19 protein-coding genes are annotated in these 18,341 nt (G+C 71.1%); 7 read left to right on the forward strand and 12 right to left on the reverse strand.

Translation table 11 applies throughout. The features are described 5' to 3' along the window. Positions 1-155: 155 nt before the first annotated feature. Complete coding sequence (locus tag ACWCXB_RS22885; protein WP_450725317.1) at positions 156-914, reverse strand: SCO4225 family membrane protein; 759 nt, start codon at positions 912-914, stop codon at positions 156-158. 490 nt (positions 915-1,404) lie between these two features. Between ACWCXB_RS22885 and ACWCXB_RS22890 the strand changes: the two genes are divergently transcribed. The 3 genes from ACWCXB_RS22890 to ACWCXB_RS22900 all read left to right on the forward strand — a co-directional run bounded on the left by ACWCXB_RS22890 (position 1,405) and on the right by ACWCXB_RS22900 (position 4,779). Next, on the forward strand, positions 1,405-2,754 hold the full coding sequence (locus ACWCXB_RS22890) for a sensor histidine kinase (RefSeq protein WP_450725410.1): 1,350 nt from the start codon (positions 1,405-1,407) through the stop codon (positions 2,752-2,754). Next, positions 2,751-3,410 (forward strand): response regulator, encoded by a 660-nt coding sequence (locus tag ACWCXB_RS22895; protein ID WP_450725318.1) that lies wholly within the window; start codon positions 2,751-2,753, stop codon positions 3,408-3,410. The genes ACWCXB_RS22890 and ACWCXB_RS22895 overlap by 4 nt, the downstream gene beginning before the upstream one ends. A gap of 163 nt (positions 3,411-3,573) precedes the next feature. Beyond that, on the forward strand, positions 3,574-4,779 hold the full coding sequence (locus ACWCXB_RS22900; RefSeq protein ID WP_450725319.1) for a cytochrome P450: 1,206 nt from the start codon (positions 3,574-3,576) through the stop codon (positions 4,777-4,779). A gap of 45 nt (positions 4,780-4,824) precedes the next feature. On the opposite strand, the gene ACWCXB_RS22905 is transcribed toward ACWCXB_RS22900, so the two are convergent. The 3 genes from ACWCXB_RS22905 to ACWCXB_RS22915 all read right to left on the reverse strand — a co-directional run bounded on the left by ACWCXB_RS22905 (position 4,825) and on the right by ACWCXB_RS22915 (position 7,853). Then, entirely contained in the window at positions 4,825-5,172 is a 348-nt protein-coding gene (locus ACWCXB_RS22905; RefSeq protein WP_450725320.1) for a hypothetical protein, read from the reverse strand. A gap of 135 nt (positions 5,173-5,307) precedes the next feature. Then, positions 5,308-6,936 (reverse strand): ABC transporter permease, encoded by a 1,629-nt coding sequence (locus tag ACWCXB_RS22910; protein ID WP_450725321.1) that lies wholly within the window; start codon positions 6,934-6,936, stop codon positions 5,308-5,310. Then, positions 6,933-7,853 carry an ABC transporter ATP-binding protein gene (locus tag ACWCXB_RS22915; RefSeq protein ID WP_450725322.1) on the reverse strand — a complete coding sequence of 307 codons (921 nt, stop codon included), beginning with the start codon at positions 7,851-7,853 and terminating at the stop codon, positions 6,933-6,935. Before ACWCXB_RS22915 ends, ACWCXB_RS22910 begins: the two co-directional genes overlap by 4 nt. A 139-nt stretch (positions 7,854-7,992) precedes the next feature. Between ACWCXB_RS22915 and ACWCXB_RS22920 the strand changes: the two genes are divergently transcribed. After that, positions 7,993-8,448, forward strand: a complete 456-nt coding sequence (locus tag ACWCXB_RS22920) for a GbsR/MarR family transcriptional regulator (RefSeq protein WP_450725411.1) — start codon at positions 7,993-7,995, stop codon at positions 8,446-8,448. Positions 8,449-8,575: 127 nt separating this feature from the next. Here the strand turns inward: ACWCXB_RS22920 and ACWCXB_RS22925 are convergent, their stop codons facing one another. Then, complete coding sequence (locus ACWCXB_RS22925; RefSeq protein WP_450725323.1) at positions 8,576-9,010, reverse strand: hypothetical protein; 435 nt, start codon at positions 9,008-9,010, stop codon at positions 8,576-8,578. 161 nt (positions 9,011-9,171) lie between these two features. Further along, complete coding sequence (locus ACWCXB_RS22930) at positions 9,172-10,017, reverse strand: diacylglycerol kinase family protein (RefSeq protein ID WP_450725324.1); 846 nt, start codon at positions 10,015-10,017, stop codon at positions 9,172-9,174. Positions 10,018-10,159: 142 nt separating this feature from the next. Here ACWCXB_RS22930 and ACWCXB_RS22935 point away from each other — a divergent pair, with 142 nt between their 5' ends. Further along, positions 10,160-11,443 (forward strand): adenylosuccinate synthase, encoded by a 1,284-nt coding sequence (locus ACWCXB_RS22935; RefSeq protein WP_450725325.1) that lies wholly within the window; start codon positions 10,160-10,162, stop codon positions 11,441-11,443. Positions 11,444-11,559: 116 nt separating this feature from the next. On the opposite strand, the gene ACWCXB_RS22940 is transcribed toward ACWCXB_RS22935, so the two are convergent. Further along, positions 11,560-12,519 (reverse strand): GlxA family transcriptional regulator, encoded by a 960-nt coding sequence (locus ACWCXB_RS22940; RefSeq protein ID WP_450725326.1) that lies wholly within the window; start codon positions 12,517-12,519, stop codon positions 11,560-11,562. A gap of 113 nt (positions 12,520-12,632) precedes the next feature. Here ACWCXB_RS22940 and ACWCXB_RS22945 point away from each other — a divergent pair, with 113 nt between their 5' ends. Together ACWCXB_RS22945 and ACWCXB_RS22950 are read left to right on the forward strand one after the other, a co-directional pair. Then, positions 12,633-12,929, forward strand: coding sequence for a putative quinol monooxygenase (locus ACWCXB_RS22945; protein WP_450725327.1), 297 nt, complete (start codon positions 12,633-12,635; stop codon positions 12,927-12,929). A gap of 33 nt (positions 12,930-12,962) precedes the next feature. Next, positions 12,963-13,268 (forward strand): DUF4326 domain-containing protein, encoded by a 306-nt coding sequence (locus ACWCXB_RS22950; protein WP_450725328.1) that lies wholly within the window; start codon positions 12,963-12,965, stop codon positions 13,266-13,268. Positions 13,269-13,365: 97 nt separating this feature from the next. On the opposite strand, the gene ACWCXB_RS22955 is transcribed toward ACWCXB_RS22950, so the two are convergent. From ACWCXB_RS22955 to ACWCXB_RS22975, 5 genes are all read right to left on the reverse strand, one after another. Further along, complete coding sequence (locus tag ACWCXB_RS22955; RefSeq protein WP_450725329.1) at positions 13,366-13,671, reverse strand: hypothetical protein; 306 nt, start codon at positions 13,669-13,671, stop codon at positions 13,366-13,368. Further along, complete coding sequence (locus ACWCXB_RS22960; RefSeq protein ID WP_450725330.1) at positions 13,668-13,868, reverse strand: hypothetical protein; 201 nt, start codon at positions 13,866-13,868, stop codon at positions 13,668-13,670. The genes ACWCXB_RS22955 and ACWCXB_RS22960 overlap by 4 nt, the downstream gene beginning before the upstream one ends. A 40-nt stretch (positions 13,869-13,908) precedes the next feature. Further along, complete coding sequence (locus ACWCXB_RS22965) at positions 13,909-15,486, reverse strand: substrate-binding domain-containing protein (protein WP_450725331.1); 1,578 nt, start codon at positions 15,484-15,486, stop codon at positions 13,909-13,911. Between the two features lie 91 nt (positions 15,487-15,577). After that, the gene (locus ACWCXB_RS22970) at positions 15,578-17,098 is read right to left on the reverse strand and encodes an Ig-like domain repeat protein (RefSeq protein ID WP_450725332.1); all 1,521 of its coding nucleotides are present in this window, start codon (positions 17,096-17,098) and stop codon (positions 15,578-15,580) included. A 216-nt stretch (positions 17,099-17,314) separates the two neighbouring features. Beyond that, positions 17,315-18,313 carry an IPT/TIG domain-containing protein gene (locus ACWCXB_RS22975; RefSeq protein WP_450725333.1) on the reverse strand — a complete coding sequence of 333 codons (999 nt, stop codon included), beginning with the start codon at positions 18,311-18,313 and terminating at the stop codon, positions 17,315-17,317. Positions 18,314-18,341: the final 28 nt, after the last annotated feature.

Raw genomic sequence — 18,341 nt, forward strand, 5'->3', positions numbered from 1 at the left:
ACCCCCCGACCTGCAGTCGGCGGGCGACCCGGGGGCGGCCGCCGCGGGTTCGTCGACGCTCGCGCCCTACTCGGGGATCCCCCGAGCTCCGCGGCGCAGTCTGCGCCTGGTCAGCCAGCACGCCCTGGACCCGGCCGGCTGATCCGGCGCTTCCCTCAGGTGGCCGGGCGCGGTTCCCGCGCCCGCAGCCTGCGTGCGAGCAGGCCGAGCAGGACGGCGTTGACCAGCCCGGACAGGGCCACCCCGATGGAGAAGATCAACGGGCTCAGCCAGGCGAGCGAGGAGTAATACGCAATGGGTGACGACACCATCAGGACGAGGATGCTGAGCGGCGCCGTGGCCATGAGCGGCCAGATCCCGGCGAACCCGGGGTCCGGCAACACGAACTCGGCGCACAGGAAGAACCCCAGCGCCACCGCGACCACGGCGAGGTATCCACGCGCGAGCCAGTTGTCCACCGCGGGCGCCAGCAAGGCCCGAACCCTCCGCAGGCGGGGACCAACAGAACCCGTCATGTCCGTTCTCTGCTGTTCTGAGGGGTCCGCGACGCGCGGGAGGGGCTCACGCGCGCCGGGCGATGTGGCGGTCGCGGCCCTCGTGGCGAGGGCGCCGAGCACGGCAGCGTTCACGAGGGCGCACAGGAGGAGCCATACGGCAAAGAACGCGATGGCCAGCACCTCGGCCGCCCCGTCGACCTCGGCGCCGGGATCGAGAGGGAGGAATATACACAGGAAGGAGAGGGGCGCCGTCAGCATCAGAGGGCTCCCGGCGAAGACACTCTCCGGGAAGAGAAACATGACCGCGAAGGAGGCGGCGAACACAGCCAGATAGCCCCGGGCGAGCCAGTTGCCCGAGGCAAGTGCAAGGAGTCGGCGCAGGCGCGGGAAGCGGCGGGGGTGGGACGCAGTCGACATCGGTGGCTCCCTCGGGTCGGTCCGTTGGTGATCTCCACGGTGGACCGCAGGGCGCGCACAGACATGAGTACGGGTACTCATCGGCAGGGCCGCAGAACCTACCACGCTGCTCAGTCACACGTCGGCGTAAGGAAGTTCATCGGGAATCCTCACGCTTCTACGCGGGACCCTCACTCGGCGGTGGTCGGGTTTCAGCAGGTCAGCGAATTCCGTCGGTTGGCCAGGAGGCGAGCCCGGAGGGGCCCCGACCCACCACCCACCCACAGCAGCCGCACCAAGCCCGTCTGGGGGTCCCCCCACGCCGCAGGGCGTAGGGGGAGCTTGAGGACGGACACACCGGGCACGCCCGCGGTACCGCGCACACCGGACGCGCGCCCACACAGGCACCCCCACCGGCCAGGCCCGTGAGGCGAAGCCCCGCGTAGTACCTGGGACGGACGCGAAAGGATCCCCTTCGCAGGTGACGACGGCGCCCGTCCGCCCCCGTACCTTGGCGAACGTGACCGACACGCAGACCACGCAGCGCATACCGCGCTCACCGCGCACCGACGCCGAGAGCCGCAGCCCCGAGTTCCGCCTGGCCATGGGCGCGATAGGCGGTCTGCGGCAGGACCTCTTCCACGACGCTTTCGCCTACCGTCCGCTGGCGCCGCTGGCGACCGACGGGCCGGTGATCCGCCGGCTGCCGAAGCGGATACGCCGGTACGCGGTCTGGACGCCGCACGCGGTCGTCGCGGCCGGCGCGCTGATCGTGCTGGCCGCGGGCAGCGTGGCGAACGACATGTACGGCCTCGCCGCGCTCGTCATCGGCGCGGTTCCCGCGGCCGTGGTGCTGATGACGCTGGTCCGCCCGGTGCTGGCGTTCTGGGCCTCGCTGGCCGCCACGCTCTTCGTCTCGCTCGTCGCCAACCCGTGGGGCGACTGGCCCTGGTCGGGTGCCATGATCGCCACGCACCTCGCCGTCCTGCCAGTGGTCGCGGCGCGCACCCGCCCGCGTACCGCCATGTGGATGTGGCTGCTGACGGGGGCGTACGGATTTGTCGCCGAGGCACTCCTGGGCCGCGGGTACGGCGACGGCAACACCGCTCCGCTGCTGGTGGTCTCGGCCATGGTGCTGCTCGTGGTGGCTCTGGCCCACGTCCGCCGTGAGGCGCGACAGGAAGTCGCCGTCCAGCAGAGCGTCACCGCCGTCGAGCGCGACCGCCGCACCCTGCTCGAGGAGCGCACCACCATCGCCCGCGAGCTGCACGACGTGGTCGCCCACCACATGTCGGTCGTCGCGATCCAGGCGGAGGCCGCGCCGTACCGGGTCGAGAACCCGCCGCCCGAGCTGGAGCAGGCCTTCGCGACGATCCGCGAGAACGCGGTGGCCGCGCTCACCGAGCTGCGCCGCGTCCTCGGAGTCGTACGGGCCGAGGACTACGAGGCCCCGGATGCGCCGCAGCCGACGCTCGCCGACCTCGACGGGCTCCTGGGCAACGTCCGCGACGCGGGCCTGGAGGTGGACCTGGCGATCACGGGCGCGGTGCGTGAACTGCCGCAGGGCGTCGAGCTGTCGGCGTACCGGATCGTCCAGGAGGCGCTGAGCAACGCACTGCGGCACGCGCCCGGCGCGCCGGCGAAGGTCGAGGTCAGTTACGTCCTCGGCGGTCTCGGCCTGCGGATCGTCAACGGCCCGGCGCGCGGGCTCGTGAAGCCCTCGCCCGGTGCCGGTCACGGCATCACCGGCATGCGGGAGCGCGTGACGATGCTGAACGGCGAGATGACGGCGGAGCCGACGGAGGACGGCGGCTACGAGGTCGCCGCGTTCCTCCCCGTCGCGAGGGACGAAACCGCATGACCATCCGCGTCCTGATCGTCGACGACCAGATGATGGTCCGCGAAGGCTTCTCCGTCCTGCTGAACGCGATGCCCGACATCGAGGTGATCGGCGAGGCGGTCAACGGCCGCGAAGCGATCGCCCAGGTCGCCGCGCTGCGCCCGGACGTCGTCCTCATGGACATCCGCATGCCCGAGCTCAACGGCATCGAGGCGACCCGCGAGATCGTCGCAGCGGACACCGAAGCGAAAGTGCTGGTTCTGACGACCTTCGACCTCGACGAGTACGTGTACCAGGCCCTGCGCGCCGGGGCGTCCGGCTTCCTCCTGAAGGACGCATCGGCCCGGCAGCTCGCGGACGGCGTCCGGGTCGTGGCGGCGGGCGAGGCGCTCCTCGCGCCGACCGTCACCCGCCGCCTGATCACCGAGTTCTCCCGCATCTCCACGGCCCCGCGGCCCCCCGCGATGGCCCGGATCGGCGATCTGACGGAGCGCGAGACGGAGGTGCTGGTGCTGATCGCGCAGGGGCTGTCGAACGCGGAGATCGCCTCGCACCTCGTGGTCGCCGAGTCCACGATCAAGACGCACGTCAGCCGTGTCCTGGTGAAGCTGGGCCTGCGCGACCGCACCCAGGCGGCGGTCTTCGCCTACGAGACGAGGCTGGTGACGCCGTCGTAGGGGGGCGGGGCGCGGGGCCCCCGGCGGGGCTCGTTCCGAGCGCGTCCGGCGGTTGAGGACGGATACGCCGGCCGACCCGGCGGTACCGGACAGGTCCCGGGGGATCGGGGGCGGAGCCCCGATCCGGTCGCCAGGCGCGCCCCGTGCGGGCTAGCGTCCCCACATGGCCGTACCCTTCGAACCCTGGTCCCCCGACTTCGTCGCCGACCCCTACCCCGCCTACGCGGACCTGCGCGCCCGGGGCCGCGTGCACTGGTTCGAGCCCACCCGCCAGTGGCTCGTCCCGCACCACGCCGACGTGTCCGCGCTGCTGCGGGACCGGCGCCTGGGCCGTACGTATCTGCACCGCTTCACGCACGAGGAGTTCGGGCGCACACCCCCGCCGGCCGCGCACGAGCCGTTCCACACGCTCAACGACAACGGGATGCTGGACCTCGAAGCCCCGGACCACACGCGGATCCGGCGGCTGGTGACCAAGGCGTTCACCCCGCGTACGGTCGAGGCGCTCGCCCCGACCGTACGCCGGCTCGCGGCCGGGCTGGTCGCGGACCTGAAGAAGGCGGGCGGGGGCGATCTGCTCGCGGAGGTCGCCGAGCCGCTGCCGGTCGCTGTGATCGCGGAGATGCTGGGGATCCCGGAGCCGGACCGGGAACTGCTGCGGCCCTGGTCGGCGGACATCTGCGGGATGTACGAGCTCAATCCGTCCGAGGAGACGGCGGCCCGAGCCGTCCGCGCCTCGCTCGAGTTCTCCGCGTATCTGCGGGAGTTGATCGCCGAGCGGCGCAAGGCCCCGGGCGAGGATCTGATCTCGGCGCTGATCGCCGCGTACGACGAGGGCGACCGGCTGAGCGAACAGGAGATGATCTCCACCTGTGTGCTGCTGCTGAACGCGGGCCACGAGGCGACCGTCAACACCACCGCGAACGGCTGGTGGACGCTCTTCCGCCACCCCGAGCAGCTGGCCGCCCTGCGCGCCGACCACTCCCTGCTGTCCACAGCTGTGGAAGAACTGATGCGCTACGACACCCCGCTCCAGCTCTTCGAGCGCTGGGTCCTCGACGACATCGAGATCGGCGGCACCCTCGTCCCGCGAGGCTCCGAGCTCGCGCTCCTCTTCGGCTCCGCCAACCGCGACCCGGCCCGCTTCGAGCGGCCCGACGAGCTCGATCTGTCCCGCCCGGACAACCCGCACATCTCCTTCGGCGCGGGCATCCACTACTGCCTCGGTGCCCCGCTCGCGCGCATCGAACTGACCGCGTCCTTCGGGGAGCTGCTGCGGGAGGCGCCGGGGATGCGACTGGTGGCGGAGCCGGAGTGGAAGCCCGGGTTCGTGATCAGGGGGGTGCGGGAGCTGCGCGTGGAGCTGTGACCGCCTGGGCCCTGTCCGGATCCGGCCTGATCGACCGGACAGGACCTAGAACACGAACTCCGGCCGCTCGTACGGCGTCCACCACGCCGTCAGCCCCCACACCGCAAGCCCGAGCGCGCCCACGGCGGCCAGCGCCGCGATCCATGGGCGGCCCAGCCAACGCCGTGTCAGCGCCCAGGCCGCGAGCGGAACGAGCGCGCCGCCGAGCGCGATGAGCGGGAGGTCGCCGTAGAGCACGCTCAGGTCGCGGTGCTGTCCCTCGAACCCGCCGGTGATGCTGATCCGCGCGAGCGGCGCCCAGGTGAGCACCGCGGTCGCGGCGCCGACGGCTGCCAGGAGGAAGCCGGCACATCCCTCGGCGTCCCGGCTCATGTCCGTGGTCTCTTGGCTCATGTCCACGACGGACACCGCGCCGCCGCCCACGGTTCCCCGGCAGCTCTCGGTTCCCGCCGCCCACGGTTCCCTGGCAGCACACGGCGCCCGGACTCCGCTACAGGTCCGGGCGCCGCGCGTTCGAAGGGCCGGGGTTCAGGTGATCAGGTCCCGGCGGCGCAGCCCTGCCAGGCCCGCAGCGACCAGCGCGGCGGCCAGCACCGTCAGCACCAGCACCGGCGTCCACTGCATGTCGGGGCCCGGCAGCGACGGCAGGTGCTCGAACGGCGACAGATTCATCACCGTCTGCGGCAGGTCCAGCGCGGGGCCGATCCAGCCGAGCCCCAGGGACAGGCCCGCCGCCGCCCACGCGATCATCACGGCCTTGGGGAAGGTGCCGTGCAGCAGCACCGCGACACCGCCCAGCACCCAGATCGCCGGGAGTCGCACCAGGCACGCGCCCAGGATCGGGCCGAGGTCCTGCCCGTACCCGAGGGCCAGGCCCGCGCCGCCGAGCAGCATCATCAGCGCCGCCCCGCCGAAGGCGATGACCAGATGGCCCGCCGCCCACCGCACGCGCCCCACCGCGGCGGCCAGCAGCGGCTCGGCGCGCTGCCCGGTCTCCTCGCCGTGCAGTCGCAGCACCGCCTGCACGATGTACAGCGCGGTCACCATGCCGAGCATGCCGACCATGCCCGCCAGGAAGGCGTTGGTGAGACCCGACTGGCCACCCATCCGCTCGACGATCTCGCGGGTCCGCTCGGAGTCGCCGACCAGTTCGGTGGCGCCTTCGGTGATCGCGCCGAACATGATGCCGGTGGCCAGCAGGCCGATGCCCCAGCCGAGCACGCTGCCGCGCTGCAGCCGCCAGGCGAGACCGCCGGCCGTGGCGATGCGCCCGGCCGCGGGACCCGGGCGGGTCGGCAGGAAGCTCATGCCGATGTCACGCCGTCCGGCCAGGTCGAACGCGACGGTGGCCTGCACCACGATCGCCCCGGCGAACAGCAGCAGGATCCACCAGCGCTCGTCGGCGAAGGCACGCATGTTCTCGGCCCAGCCGACCGGCGACACCCAGGTCAGCACGGACGAGCCGTCGTTGGACCCGGCGTCGCCCGCGGCCCGCAGCACGAAGGCGAACCCGAGCACGGCCGCGGTCAGGCCCTTGGCGAGGCGGGCGCTCTCGGTGAGCTGCGCGACGATCCCCGCCATGGTGGCGAAGAGCATGCCGACGCCGCCGATGGCGAGCCCGAGCGCCAGGGCACCTTCTCCCCCCTCACCCTGCAGACCGGCCGTGATGACCAGGGCCAGCGCCGCGTTGGCGACGAGCGCGGTGAGCAGCGCGGCGGTCAGCGGGGCGCGCCGCCCCACCACCGCCGAGGACAGGAGCTCCTGACGGCCCGTCTCCTCCTCCTCGCGGGTGTGCCGGATCACGATGATCAGGCTCATGATTCCGGCCAGCAGTGCGCCGAAGGTGACGTAGCGCCAGGCGACGATGCCGCCGACCGAGTCGCTGAAGGCCGGACCGTACAGGGCGCGCAGCGAGCCGTTGCCCGACATGGTTCTGACGATGCCGGCGCGGTCGGCGGCGGTGGCGTAGAGCGTCTTGAGGGAGTTCGGGGCGCTGGAGATCACCCCGCCGGTCACCAGCACCCAGAGGGGCAGCATGACCCGGTCGCGGCGCAGCGCGAGCCGCAGGAGTGCCCCTGTGCCGGCCAGCGGGCGTGAGCCGCCTGCCCGCCGGGTGAATCCCGCGGTCCGTGCGACGGCGGGCGTCGGGGCGGTCATCGTGCCATCGCCCCTTCCGCGCCCGCGTCGCGTACGTCGTCCTGGTAGTGGCGGAGGAACAGCTCCTCCAGCGTGGGCGGGGTGCTGGTCAGCGATCGCACGCCCGACTCGGACAGCTTCTTCAGGACGGCGTCCAGCTTGTCCGTGTCGACCTGGAGCTTGACGCGCCTGCCCTGGATGTCGACGTCGTGAACACCGGGAAGGTGCGAGAGCCCGTTGGGCGCGCCCGCGAGCTCGGCGCTCACGCTCGTACGGGTCAGATGGCGCAGATCGGCGAGCGAACCGCTCTCGACCGCCCGGCCCTTGCGGATGATGCTGACCCGGTCGCAGAGCGCCTCGACCTCGCTCAGCACATGGCTGGAGAGCAGGACAGTCCTGCCGCGGTCGCGCTCCTCGGCCACGCACTGCTGGAAGATCTCTTCCATCAGCGGGTCGAGGCCGCTCGTCGGCTCGTCGAGAATGAGCAGCTCGACATCGGACGCGAAGGCGGCGACGAGGGCGACCTTCTGGCGGTTGCCCTTCGAGTACGTACGCCCCTTCTTCGTCGGGTCCAGCTCGAACCGCCCGATCAGCCGGTCCCGGCGCGCCTTGTCGAGGCCGCCGCGGAGCCGCCCGTAGAGGTCGATGACCTCTCCGCCGGAGAGGTTGCGCCAGAGCGTCACGTCGCCGGGGACGTACGCGAGCCGCCGGTGCAGCTCGACCGCGTCCTTCCAGGGGTCCCTGCCGAGCAGCTGGGCAGCGCCGGAGTCGGCGCGCAGCAGGCCCAGCAGGACCCGGATGGTGGTGGACTTCCCGGAGCCGTTGGGGCCGAGGAAGCCGTGGACCTCACCGGTCTCGACCGCGAGGTCGAGGCCGTCCAGTGCGTGTGTGCGCCCGAACGACTTGTGCAGTCCGGCGACCGTGATTGCCTTCGTCATGGTTCGGAACGTACGCTAGTTTCACAAATTTGTGAAGTTAAGGAAGCGTATAAACTCGGGTCGGGCCGTGAGCAGGGGAGATGATCCGGTGGTGGCTGAACAGACCGAGAAGCAGCAGGGTGAGCGGGACGAAGCCGCGGTGTCCGACTTCGTCGAGCGCTTCGCTGCGCAGCTCGTCGAGGCGGGCATGACGCGCATGCCCGCCCGGGTCTTCGCCGCCCTGCTCGCCTCCGACACCGGCACGCTGACCTCCGCCGAGCTCGGCGAACAGCTGCAGGTCAGCCCCGCCGCGGTCTCCGGCGCCGTGCGCTATCTCTCGCAGCAGCACATGGTCTCGCGCGAGCGTGAGCCCGGATCGCGGCGTGAGCGGTACCGCGTCCACAGCAATCAGTGGTACGAGGCGCTGACGAACCGCGACGCGATCATCAAGCGGTGGTCAGACGCCCTGCGCGAGGGTGTGGCCAGCCTCGGCCCGGACACCCCGGCCGGGCGCCGGCTGGCGGAGACCCTCGCCTTCTTCGACTTCCTCCAGGACGAGCTCGTCGACATGATGGAGCGGTGGCAGGTACGCCGGGAGCAGCTCTTCGGTTCGTAGCCGGAGCCGGAGCCGGAGCCGGAGCCGGAGCCGGAGCCGGAGCCGGAGCCGGAGCCGGAGCCGGTCACGGGGCGTACGAGGCTCCGGCCACCAGCCGCTCCAGGTACGCCCGTCCCGCGAACACCGCCTACGTCGGCGCGTGTTCGCCGCCGTCTTCGGGTGACTTGGTGGGATCGACGCGCGACGCCACGGCGGTGGCCGGGCGGACGCGGGAGTCCGCGCGCCGTCGCCCGACCGCGAGGAGCGCGAGACCGGAGAGCCCGACGGCCGCGTTGACGTCATCAGCGGCGGTGCCCTCCCACTCCGCGTTGTAGAGATCGCCCTTCCAGGGGCCGTACGAGACCACGAAGCCGGTCTCCCGGTCGTGGAGCTCCGGCTCCCGGTCGGGGTCGCACCGGTACGGGCCGGTCCGCTCACGCCCGTCGAAGGGATCCGTCCAGCGGACGACGCACCGGCCGTCGGGCTTCTCGCTCAGCACGGTGAGGTCGATCTGCGGGTCGTGCGTGAACCCCTCCGAGCCGGCGACGCCGAGCCCGAAACAGACCGCGCCGAGGAGCGGCACCCAGCGGAAGATTCCCCGGCGGCGCCCGCGCGCAGGGGCCGAAGCCGGTCCCTGTGCCGGTCCCTGTGCCGGTCCCGGCGCAGGCGCGATCGCCCGCTGCGGCTGCCAAGGCGCCGCCCGGCGCCCCCTGCCGCCCCCACCCGCCGATATCGGCGCCCAAGCTACTCCGGCGGCCCCGCGGCCGGGAGGGTCAGCGACCATGCCTTCGGCCGCAGCGTCCAGGTCCGGTGCCGGACCGGGCCGGCGATCAGGGCGTCCGCGCGATAGCGGAAGCTGGGGCCCGAGACCGTGACGACCTTGGCCAGGGTCCGCAGGGGCTCCGCGCCCGCCCGGCGCTGCACGGTCACCTCAGCGGCGCCCTCGGCCGTGCGCACCCGTACGTCCTCGACCGGCTCGTTCAGGTCGTTCAGCAGCACCCCGTCCGCCTCGACCCGCAGCCGGTGCGTGGTCGCGGCCGGCGGGGCGGAGACCGAATCGGGGCGCACGAGGGTGCGGACCAGGGAGCGGCAGGTGTCCCAGACCGACGCCGGGTGCGCGGCAGCGGCAGAGGACGGTGTCGAGGCCGACGAGGCCGACGGGGCCGGGATCCGCAGATTCCCCAGCACCACCCCGTCGCTGTCGTCCACCAGCAGATCCAGTGACCGCGCCTCCCCGTCCAGCACCGCCCGCGCCGCAGCTACCGGCCCGGTCGGCACCCCCAGCGCCCGCGCCAGCTCCACCGACGCGCCGACCCCCACGGGCACGAGCGACAGCGCCTCGTCCGCGAGCCCGCGCCCGCGGTGCAGAGCGGCGACCGCGCGCAGCAGTGCACGGTCGTCACCGACCACGACAAGCCGCCTGGCACCCCTTCGGGCCAGTGCCCGGCAAAATTCCTCGGGCCCGTCGGGCAGGCAGATTTTCGCCGCCGCCCCGGCACACAACACATCCTTCACGATCCGAACGGACTCGCCGTCAATACGGCGGGCGACCGGGTCGATGACCACCAGGAGCTGGCCGTGAGCCGACACCTCGGTCCTTCCTCGGGTAGCATCTTTGTGCAAGAGCCCCTTGCGCTATTGCGCCAGGGGCTTCGTCTATTCCGGGGCACACCGGTTGGCGGCTCAGGCCCCCTGACCTTGGACATGCCCCGCCCGGAAGGGGTGTACGCCTGTGCCCGCACTTGTGCTGCTCGGTGCTCAGTGGGGTGACGAAGGCAAGGGAAAGGCCACCGACCTGCTCGGTGGATCCGTGGATTACGTGGTGCGTTACCAGGGTGGCAACAACGCCGGCCACACGGTCGTCGTCGGCGACCAGAAGTATGCGCTCCACCTCCTCCCTTCCGGAATCCTCTCGCCGGGGTGCACCCCGGTCATCGGCAACGGAGTCGTCGTCGACCCGGCTGTCCTGCTCTCCGAGCTGAGCGGGCTGAACGAGCGCGGCGTCGACACGTCCAAGCTCCTGATCAGCGGTAACGCCCATCTGATCACCCCGTACAACGTCACCCTCGACAAGGTGACGGAACGGTTCCTCGGCAAGCGCAAGATCGGCACCACCGGCCGCGGTATCGGCCCGACGTACGCCGACAAGATCAACCGCGTCGGCATCCGCGTTCAGGACCTGTACGACGAGTCGATCCTGACCCAGAAGGTCGAGGCGGCGCTGGAGAACAAGAACCAGCTCCTCGCCAAGGTCTTCAACCGCCGCGCCATCGAGGCCGGCCGCATCGTCGAGGAGATGCTGGGCTACGCCGAGCAGATCAGGCCGTACGTCGCGGACACGACGCTGATCCTGAACAACGCCATCGACGAGGGCAAGGTCGTCCTCTTCGAAGGCGGCCAGGGCACCCTCCTCGACGTCGACCACGGCACGTACCCCTTCGTCACCTCCTCCAACCCGACCGCGGGCGGTGCCTGCACCGGCGCCGGCGTGGGCCCGACGAAGATCAGCCGTGTCATCGGCATCCTCAAGGCGTACACGACCCGCGTCGGCGCCGGCCCGTTCCCGACCGAGCTCTTCGACGACGACGGCGAGGCCCTGCGCCGCATCGGCGGCGAGCGCGGCGTGACCACCGGCCGTGACCGCCGCTGCGGCTGGTTCGACGCGGTCATCGCCCGCTACGCCACCCGCGTCAACGGCCTGACCGACTTCTTCCTCACCAAGCTGGACGTGCTGACCGGCTGGGAGCAGATCCCGGTCTGTGTCGCGTACGAGATCGACGGCAAGCGCGTCGAGGAGCTGCCGTACTCGCAGACCGACTTCCACCACGCGAAGCCGGTGTACGAGTACCTGCCGGGCTGGTCCGAGGACATCACGAAGGCGAAGACCTTCGCCGACCTGCCGAAGAACGCGCAGGGGTACGTGAAGGCGCTGGAGGAGATGTCCGGCGCCCCGATCTCGGCGATCGGCGTCGGCCCCGGCCGTACCGAGACGATCGAGATCAACTCCTTCCTGTAAGCGCAGGCAAGCCCGAGGCGAGCCGAGCCGAGCCGAACCGAGGCAAGGCGAGGCGAGGCGTACGAAGCGGCCCGCGGGACACCGTTCCCGCGGGCCGCTTCCCTGTGCGCTCCTTGTCAGCGGGCGCGCAGGGTCCCCGCCGTGGTTCCGGTGCGTTCCCGCAGCAGGATCCGCAGGGTGTTCGCGTGCTCGTAGCCGACCTTGCGGGCGATGGAGTCCAGCGACAGGTCCGTGGTCCGCAGCAGATGCGTGGCCTGTTCGACGCGCAGGTCCTGGACGAAGCGCACGGGCGTGGTGCCCAGGACGCGGCGGACGGTGCGCTGGAGCGTGCGCTCGCTGACGCCGAGGGAGCGCGCCGCCTCGGCCAGGCCGATCGGCTCGTCGAGATGCAGCCGCGCCCACCGCTCGAACGCGGCGACCAGGGGATCGCTCTGCGCGAGCGCGCTCGGGATCGTGTACGCGGACTGCGAGGGCCGTTCGTCGACGACCAGGTAGCGGGCGACGAGATCAGCGAGGGCCGGGCTGGTCATCCGCACGACGGCGAGCGCGAGGTCGACGTGCCCGAACGCCGCGCCGGCCGTGGTCACGCCGTCCGATGTGGTCACCATCCGGGACTCGTCCAGCATGACGGCGGGGTACCGCTTGCGGAACACCGGCGCCAGCCACCAGGTGGTGGTTGCCTGCCGCCCGTCGAGCACTCCCGACTCGGCCAGAAGGAACGAGCCCGTGCACGCCGAGGCGACGGGCGTGCCCCGCCCGCGCACGTCGGCGACCAGCTCCCGGGCCGCTGCCATCGCGCTGCTCGACACCTGGTCGAGGAGCACATCGGGCCGCCGTTCGGCCAGGGCGGGCGCCAGCAGCAGATCCGTGGCCGCGGCCGCGGCGATCGGCTCGGTCGTGACGAGGTGCCCCGCGCCGGTGCGCACCTGCCGCCGGAAGCCGATCTTCGTGACGTTCCAGGCCGGGGGCGGCTGCGGCAGTTCGCCGCGCATCGCGTTGGCCGCGTCCAGGACGTCCAGCGCCGCACAGAGCCCGGAGTCGAACACGCCGTCGTAGACCAGCACAGAGACATCCATGTCGTAAACGATATCGGATGAGTCGTTTACGACACTGGGGTCGGCCGGTTCGGAGTCCTAGGTTGAGTGAGGCCCCGAAGAACGGGGCACGACATCGAACCCATGGAGCGACGATGAACATCGGCCTGCTTGCCCGCATCGAGGCCAAGCCCGAGTACGCCGACCAGGTGGCGGACATGCTGCGGAGCGCGCTGCAGCTCGCCAAGGAGGAGGAGCACACCGTCTCCTGGTTCGCCTTCCGGGAGAACGCCACGACCTTCGGCGTCTTCGACACCTTCGAGAACGAGGAGGGCCGGGCGGGGCATCTTCAGGGCCGGATCGCCGCCGCCCTGATGGACGCGGCGGAGACCATGCTGGCCTCGGCGCCCGACATCCGTCCCGTCGACCTGCTCGCGGTCAAGCTGCCCTGAGCGTCCGCCGGGCCGAGCAGCGAGGATCTGCCCATGCACAGGACGACCGTGGTCAACCTCAAGGGACACCGCGACGACCCCGAGTACGCGGACGTCGTGTACGTCGGCCGCGCCATGCACCGGGGCGGTTGGCACCTCGACGCCTCACCGCTCGCCAGTCCGTTCCGCCCGGGCCCCGACGGCACGCGGGACGAAGTGGTCGAGAAGTACCGCGCCCATCTGCTGGAGCGACCCGAGCTGCTGGCCCGGCTCCCCGCACTGCGCGGCCGCCGGCTCGGCTGCTGGTGTGTCCCGGAGCGCTGCCACGCCGAGGTGATCGCGGAACTTGCGGACGCCTAGGCCATAGGCGGGGCCGGCCGCTCGCCGGAGGGGCTCCTTTGAAGCCCCTCCGGCGTTCGAGGACGGACGCGCGGGCCACCCGGCCCTCGGGCCCCGCTCAGCGTTGCGGCACAGGGAACGCCACCGGGCTCTTCGCGCCCGTCCGGCCCACCGCGCGCACGCCGAAGAAGACGTTGTCCTTCGACAGGTCGACCTCGTGCCGCGTCGCATCGCCGACCGCGATGACATGGGTCCACTCGGGCGCGGTCGTCTCGCGCCACACCACCTCGTACCCCGCCAGGTCCGGCTCCGTGCCGCGGTCCCACACCAGCTCCGTGGCGTTGGTGAGCATGCTGGTGACGATCTCGGCGCTGCGTGGGGTGCCCGGCGCCTGGGCGAGGGTCCACAGGGCCGCGCCGTTCACGACTGCGCCGTGGCGGGCCGGCCGCTGTGTCCGCCACCGGGCGCTTGCGCCGGTCCCTGGCCGGAATCGGCGGCGACTGCATGGCCGGTGGGTACGGCGCCGACCGCCGCGGTCCCGGCGGCCGCGGCGAGTACGGCGCGTCGTGTGGTGCCGCTGGTGCCCTCTGAAGTCTGCTGCGCCATGAGTTCCATCGTCATGGGCTTGGCAAACCCTGGCAGGGGAACCCGAGTTGAATGCTCAACTTTTGTTTGGCGGGCGTCGGCCGCCCGCACCCGTCAGCGGTCCTGGCTGCTCCTCCCCGCAGACCCGCAGCCCCTTCGGCGTCGCGCACGACAGATGGCCGTGGGTGGTGACGACGTCCTGGCCGCCGCCCTGCCGCATGTAGCCGAGGAAGCTGGAGACGAGGGAATCGGCGGGGGGCTGGCCGTAGGTGTACGCGTACTCGATCTCGCGGTACGGATACGCACTGGCGCCGATGGTCTCCACCGACGGGGGTTCGCCGTCGATGTCGAGGCGGTGGGCTCCCTTCAGACCGGAACCGGCGCGTAGTTCGCTGTAGCCGATGGCGCCCGGCAGCTTGGCCACGGTGGCCAGCACCTGCTCCGTGCTGTCGAGTTCGCAGCGGACGACCTTCGACTCGGGGTCGTCCTTGTTCACGCAGTCGCGGGAGGAGTTCGCGGGCTCGTTGCGGCCGAGGACGCGGCGCTGGAAGACCTCGCGGGTGCCGGAGTTGGCGTCGCGGCTGACGAGGAAAATCCTGAGGTCCGGCCCGCCGAACCTGCTCCAGTTGGTGATGTCGCCGCGGTAGATCGCGCGGATGTCGTCGAGGGAGAGGTCTTTCACCGGCACTTCGTCATTGGCGACGAGCGCAAAGGCCGAGACGGCGACCCGGTTCTCGCGCAGCTGCGGGAAGCCGCCCGGCTTGGGCCCGTCCGAGAGGGCGATCACGGCGGGGGAGCCCTTCGTCGCCTTCTCACCCGCCGCGGCGAGCGACCTTATCCCGGCCGCGCTGCCGTGGGCGTCCACGGTGACCTTCGAGCCCTCGCAGTCCTTCTCGTACTTCTTCGCCAGTTCGCGTACGACGGGCGCGAAGGCCGTCGAGCCCGTGACGGTCAGCTCGCCCTTGGCGCAGCCGATCGGCGGCCGGGTGTCGTCCCGTACGACGATGATCGCGGCGAGCGCGACGACACAGGCGGTCAGCAGCACCGTGATGTTGCGGGCCGCCCTGCTGAACAGCGGGGGCTTGTCGTCGGGCAGGATCGCGCGGTTGGGCATCACCTCGCCGTCCCGGATGCCGCCGGTGATCCTGACCTGGCAGCCCACCGGGCCGCCGGACAGCAGGACGAGCAGCTTGAAGTGCTCGCCGCGGTTGAGCGGGACGCGCGGGATGTAGAGGGTGTTGCCGACGAACCGCAGCCCGGCGGCCGGGGTGAAGTGCTCGACGAGGTGTTCCGTGTCGTTGGGGTGGGTGACGGCGAGGCCGCGCACGAAACGGTCGGTGAAATCGACGGTGAGGCCGTGCAGTTCGCGGCCGGTGTAGTCGTTGTCGGCGATGCTCTGCGAGCCGTCGTTCTCGATGCGCAGGAGGACGAGCGTCCCGTCGGACATGTCGGGTGTGTCGTTGAACAGCCCGAGCCGGATGTTGGGGCGGCCGTTGCGTACGTTGCTGCCGATCGGTGTGTCCAGCTGGATGCGGTAGCCGATGCGCTTACGGCTCGGTACGCGGCGCTCGTACCAGAGGACGCCGGCGGAGGCCAGGATGCCGAGCACAGCGGTACCCACGGCCACGATGTTTTCAGCGCTCACCCATTCCACGGATCGTCACCGTACGTGCGTACGAGGTGAGTTCGGCCAGGTGGGCCATTCCGTCGGCTGATGTTCTCCGCCCGTTCAGACGCTGGGGGCGTCAGCCTGCCGGGTGGTGGCCCGTTCCGTGATCGTGGTCCGGGCCGTCGTCGTGGTGGTCGTCGTCGTGGTCGTCATGGTCGTCGTCGTGGTCCGGACGGTCCTCGCAACGGTCGGGACCGTCATGGTGGGGTCGGCGGTCGCCCTGCACGACGGTGTGGACGAGGACGGGGGACGTGGATTCGGCGTACGTCGCGCCACCGCTGTAGTGGGCGGTGAGCGAGTGGTCCCCGAGGGGCAGGTCGTGGATGACGAGGACCGCCGTGCCGCTGTCGATGGGGGCGGTGCCCAGGGTCGTGGTTCCGTCGAGGAAGGTGACGGTCCCGTCGGTGGGTGCCCCGTCGTCGTCACCGGACACGGTCGCAGTGAGGGTCACCTTTTGACGGCACGTCGACGGGCGCGGAGCCGAGGCGATCGTTGTCGTGGTGGCCGCGCGCACGATGCCGAAGGCGACGTCCAGCGGTGAGGAGCCGGCCTGGATGGTGATGGCGAGCTTGTCGGTGGCGGTGCGGATCACCGACACCGTGTTGCTGCCGCCATTGGCGACGTACGCCTGGGTGCCGTCGGGAGTGACCGCGGCGCCGAGGGGTCCGGTGCCGACCGGGATGGGCATGGTGGGGGCGATGACGTCGTCGTCGGGATCGGGGTCGATCACCGAGACGGTGCCGTCGACGCCGTTGGTGATGTACGCCTTCGTGCCGTCGGGAGTGACCGCGACGTCGACCGGTCCTTTGCCGACCGTGATGGTGGCGGTGACCAGGTCGGCCGCGGTGTCGATCACCGACACCGACTCGTCGATCGAATTGGTGACGTAGACCTTCGTGCCGTCGGGAGTGATCCCGGCCCCGAACGGCGCCGTGAAGCCGTTCGCGATGGTGGTGACCCCGTGGGTTTTGGTGTTGATCACCGAGACGGAGTCGGAGTTGACGTTGACGACGTAGGCCTTTTTGCCGTTGGGGGAGACGACGACCGCGAGCGGTCCCATGCCGACCGTGATGGTGGCGGTGACCCGGTCGGTCGCAGTGTCGATCACCGACACCGTGTTGCTGAACGCGTTGGTGACATAGACCGTGCTGCCGTCGGGGGAGACCGCGACACCGACAGGGAGCTTGCCGACGTGGATGGTGGAACGGACGGTGTTGGTCGCGGTGTCGATCACCGACACTGTTTTGCTGCTCTGGTTGGTGACATAGGCCTTGGTGCCGTCGGGGGTCACCGCCACTCTGACCGGTCCGCTGCCGACCTGGATGGGGCTGCCGACAACGGGATCGGCCGGATGCGCGACGTCGATCACGGACACCGTGTTGTCGGCCTCGTTGGTGACGTAGGCGTACGTCCCGGGGGGTACGGCCTGGGCGGCCGCCGCCGGGACCTGGGGGACCAGGGCCGGGGAGAGGACGGCGAGGAGCAGGGCGAACAGCGCGGCCACGGCGCGGCCCGCGGGGCCGAATGCGGTGGGGGCAGCTGTCCGCCCGCCTGGTACCGGGCGCCGGGAACGGTCCGTCCGAATCCCAGGAGTCATGCCTGGTCCACCTCTCTCACGCACTTCACGGCATCCCGCCGGCAGACGTGGCATCAGGCACGCGGGAGGGACGGAACCGGCCGCGGGCACGGACCCCGCGGCCGGCACATGACAAGGCCACAATCACTGCATACCATCATCAGATTGCCAAAGCCCGGGCATACCGCCACACATATCGGCGGCGCCCGGGCCGGTCGGCCTACATCGTTCGCTCTCTCAGGTGACGTACTGGAACGAGATGCCGGGGCTGGTGCCCGCCGGGGTGTGCACGTCCACCGGCACCGTGCCCGGCGTCCCTCCGGGGGCGACGGCGACGACCTGTGTGTCGGAGACCGCGGTGAACGGCACCGGAACGCCCCCGAAGCGCACTTCGTCGGCATAGGTCAGATTGCTGCCGGTGATGGTGACGGTGGTTCCGCCGGGGGCAGGTCCCGATGAGGGGTTGAGGCTGCTGAGGACCGGAGTCGCGAGGTACGTGTAGTAGGCGGTTCCCAGCCCGGTGGCGCTGGTGCCGCCCGGCGTGGTGACGGTGACGGCCACCGTGCCCGATCCGCTGGGGGCGAGTGCGGTGACCTGGCTGTCGGAGTCGACGGTGACACCGGTGGCCGTACTGGTTCCGAAGCGGACGCTGCTGGTGAGAGTCAGGTTGCTGCCGGTGATGGTGACGCTGTTTCCGCCGGCGAGCGGGCCTTTGTCCGGGCTGATCAGGCTGATGACCGGGGCCGGGATGTAGAAGTAGGGCAGTGGATTGCTGACACCGCCCGGCGTGGTGACCTTGACCTCGGCGGGAGCGGCGGGCCCCGCCGGCGCGATGACGGTCACCTGGGTGGCGGTGTTGCCGGTGATGACGGCCGGACGCGAGTCGAACTGCACCGCGGTGGCCCCCGACAGATTGGTACCGGTGAGGGTGACCGTGTTTCCTCCCGAGGTCGGTCCCCGGTTGGGTGACAGGGAGCTGAGCACCGGGAGCGTGACATAGGTGTAGGCGACGCCGTTGCTCGTACCCGATGTCGCGACGACCGTGACGTTGACCGTCCCGGAGCCGGCCGGCGAGGTGGCGGTGATCTGACTGGTGCTGATCACCGTGAACGAGGCCGAGACGGTTCCGAACCTCACGGCTGTGACCCCGGTGAAGCCGCTGCCGTTGATCGTCACCGCGGTCCCTCCCGCGGTCGGTCCCTTGTTGGGATTGAGACTGCTCACTACCGGGGCCATGACCGGTTCCTTCCTGCACTCCTCAGGA

This window comes from Streptomyces sp. NPDC001514, from assembly GCF_053597075.1.

Coding starts and splice junctions, on each gene's coding strand:
- ACWCXB_RS22885 (WP_450725317.1), bottom strand. CDS start 914: ATGTCGACTGCGTCCCACCCCCGCCGCTTCCCGCGCCTGCGCCGACTC.
- ACWCXB_RS22895 (WP_450725318.1), top strand. CDS start 2,751: ATGACCATCCGCGTCCTGATCGTCGACGACCAGATGATGGTCCGCGAA.
- ACWCXB_RS22900 (WP_450725319.1), top strand. CDS start 3,574: ATGGCCGTACCCTTCGAACCCTGGTCCCCCGACTTCGTCGCCGACCCC.
- ACWCXB_RS22905 (WP_450725320.1), bottom strand. CDS start 5,172: ATGAGCCAAGAGACCACGGACATGAGCCGGGACGCCGAGGGATGTGCC.
- ACWCXB_RS22910 (WP_450725321.1), bottom strand. CDS start 6,936: ATGACCGCCCCGACGCCCGCCGTCGCACGGACCGCGGGATTCACCCGG.
- ACWCXB_RS22915 (WP_450725322.1), bottom strand. CDS start 7,853: ATGACGAAGGCAATCACGGTCGCCGGACTGCACAAGTCGTTCGGGCGC.
- ACWCXB_RS22940 (WP_450725326.1), bottom strand. CDS start 12,519: ATGGATGTCTCTGTGCTGGTCTACGACGGCGTGTTCGACTCCGGGCTC.
- ACWCXB_RS22945 (WP_450725327.1), top strand. CDS start 12,633: ATGAACATCGGCCTGCTTGCCCGCATCGAGGCCAAGCCCGAGTACGCC.
- ACWCXB_RS22950 (WP_450725328.1), top strand. CDS start 12,963: ATGCACAGGACGACCGTGGTCAACCTCAAGGGACACCGCGACGACCCC.
- ACWCXB_RS22960 (WP_450725330.1), bottom strand. CDS start 13,868: ATGACGATGGAACTCATGGCGCAGCAGACTTCAGAGGGCACCAGCGGC.
- ACWCXB_RS22970 (WP_450725332.1), bottom strand. CDS start 17,098: ATGACTCCTGGGATTCGGACGGACCGTTCCCGGCGCCCGGTACCAGGC.
- ACWCXB_RS22975 (WP_450725333.1), bottom strand. CDS start 18,313: ATGGCCCCGGTAGTGAGCAGTCTCAATCCCAACAAGGGACCGACCGCG.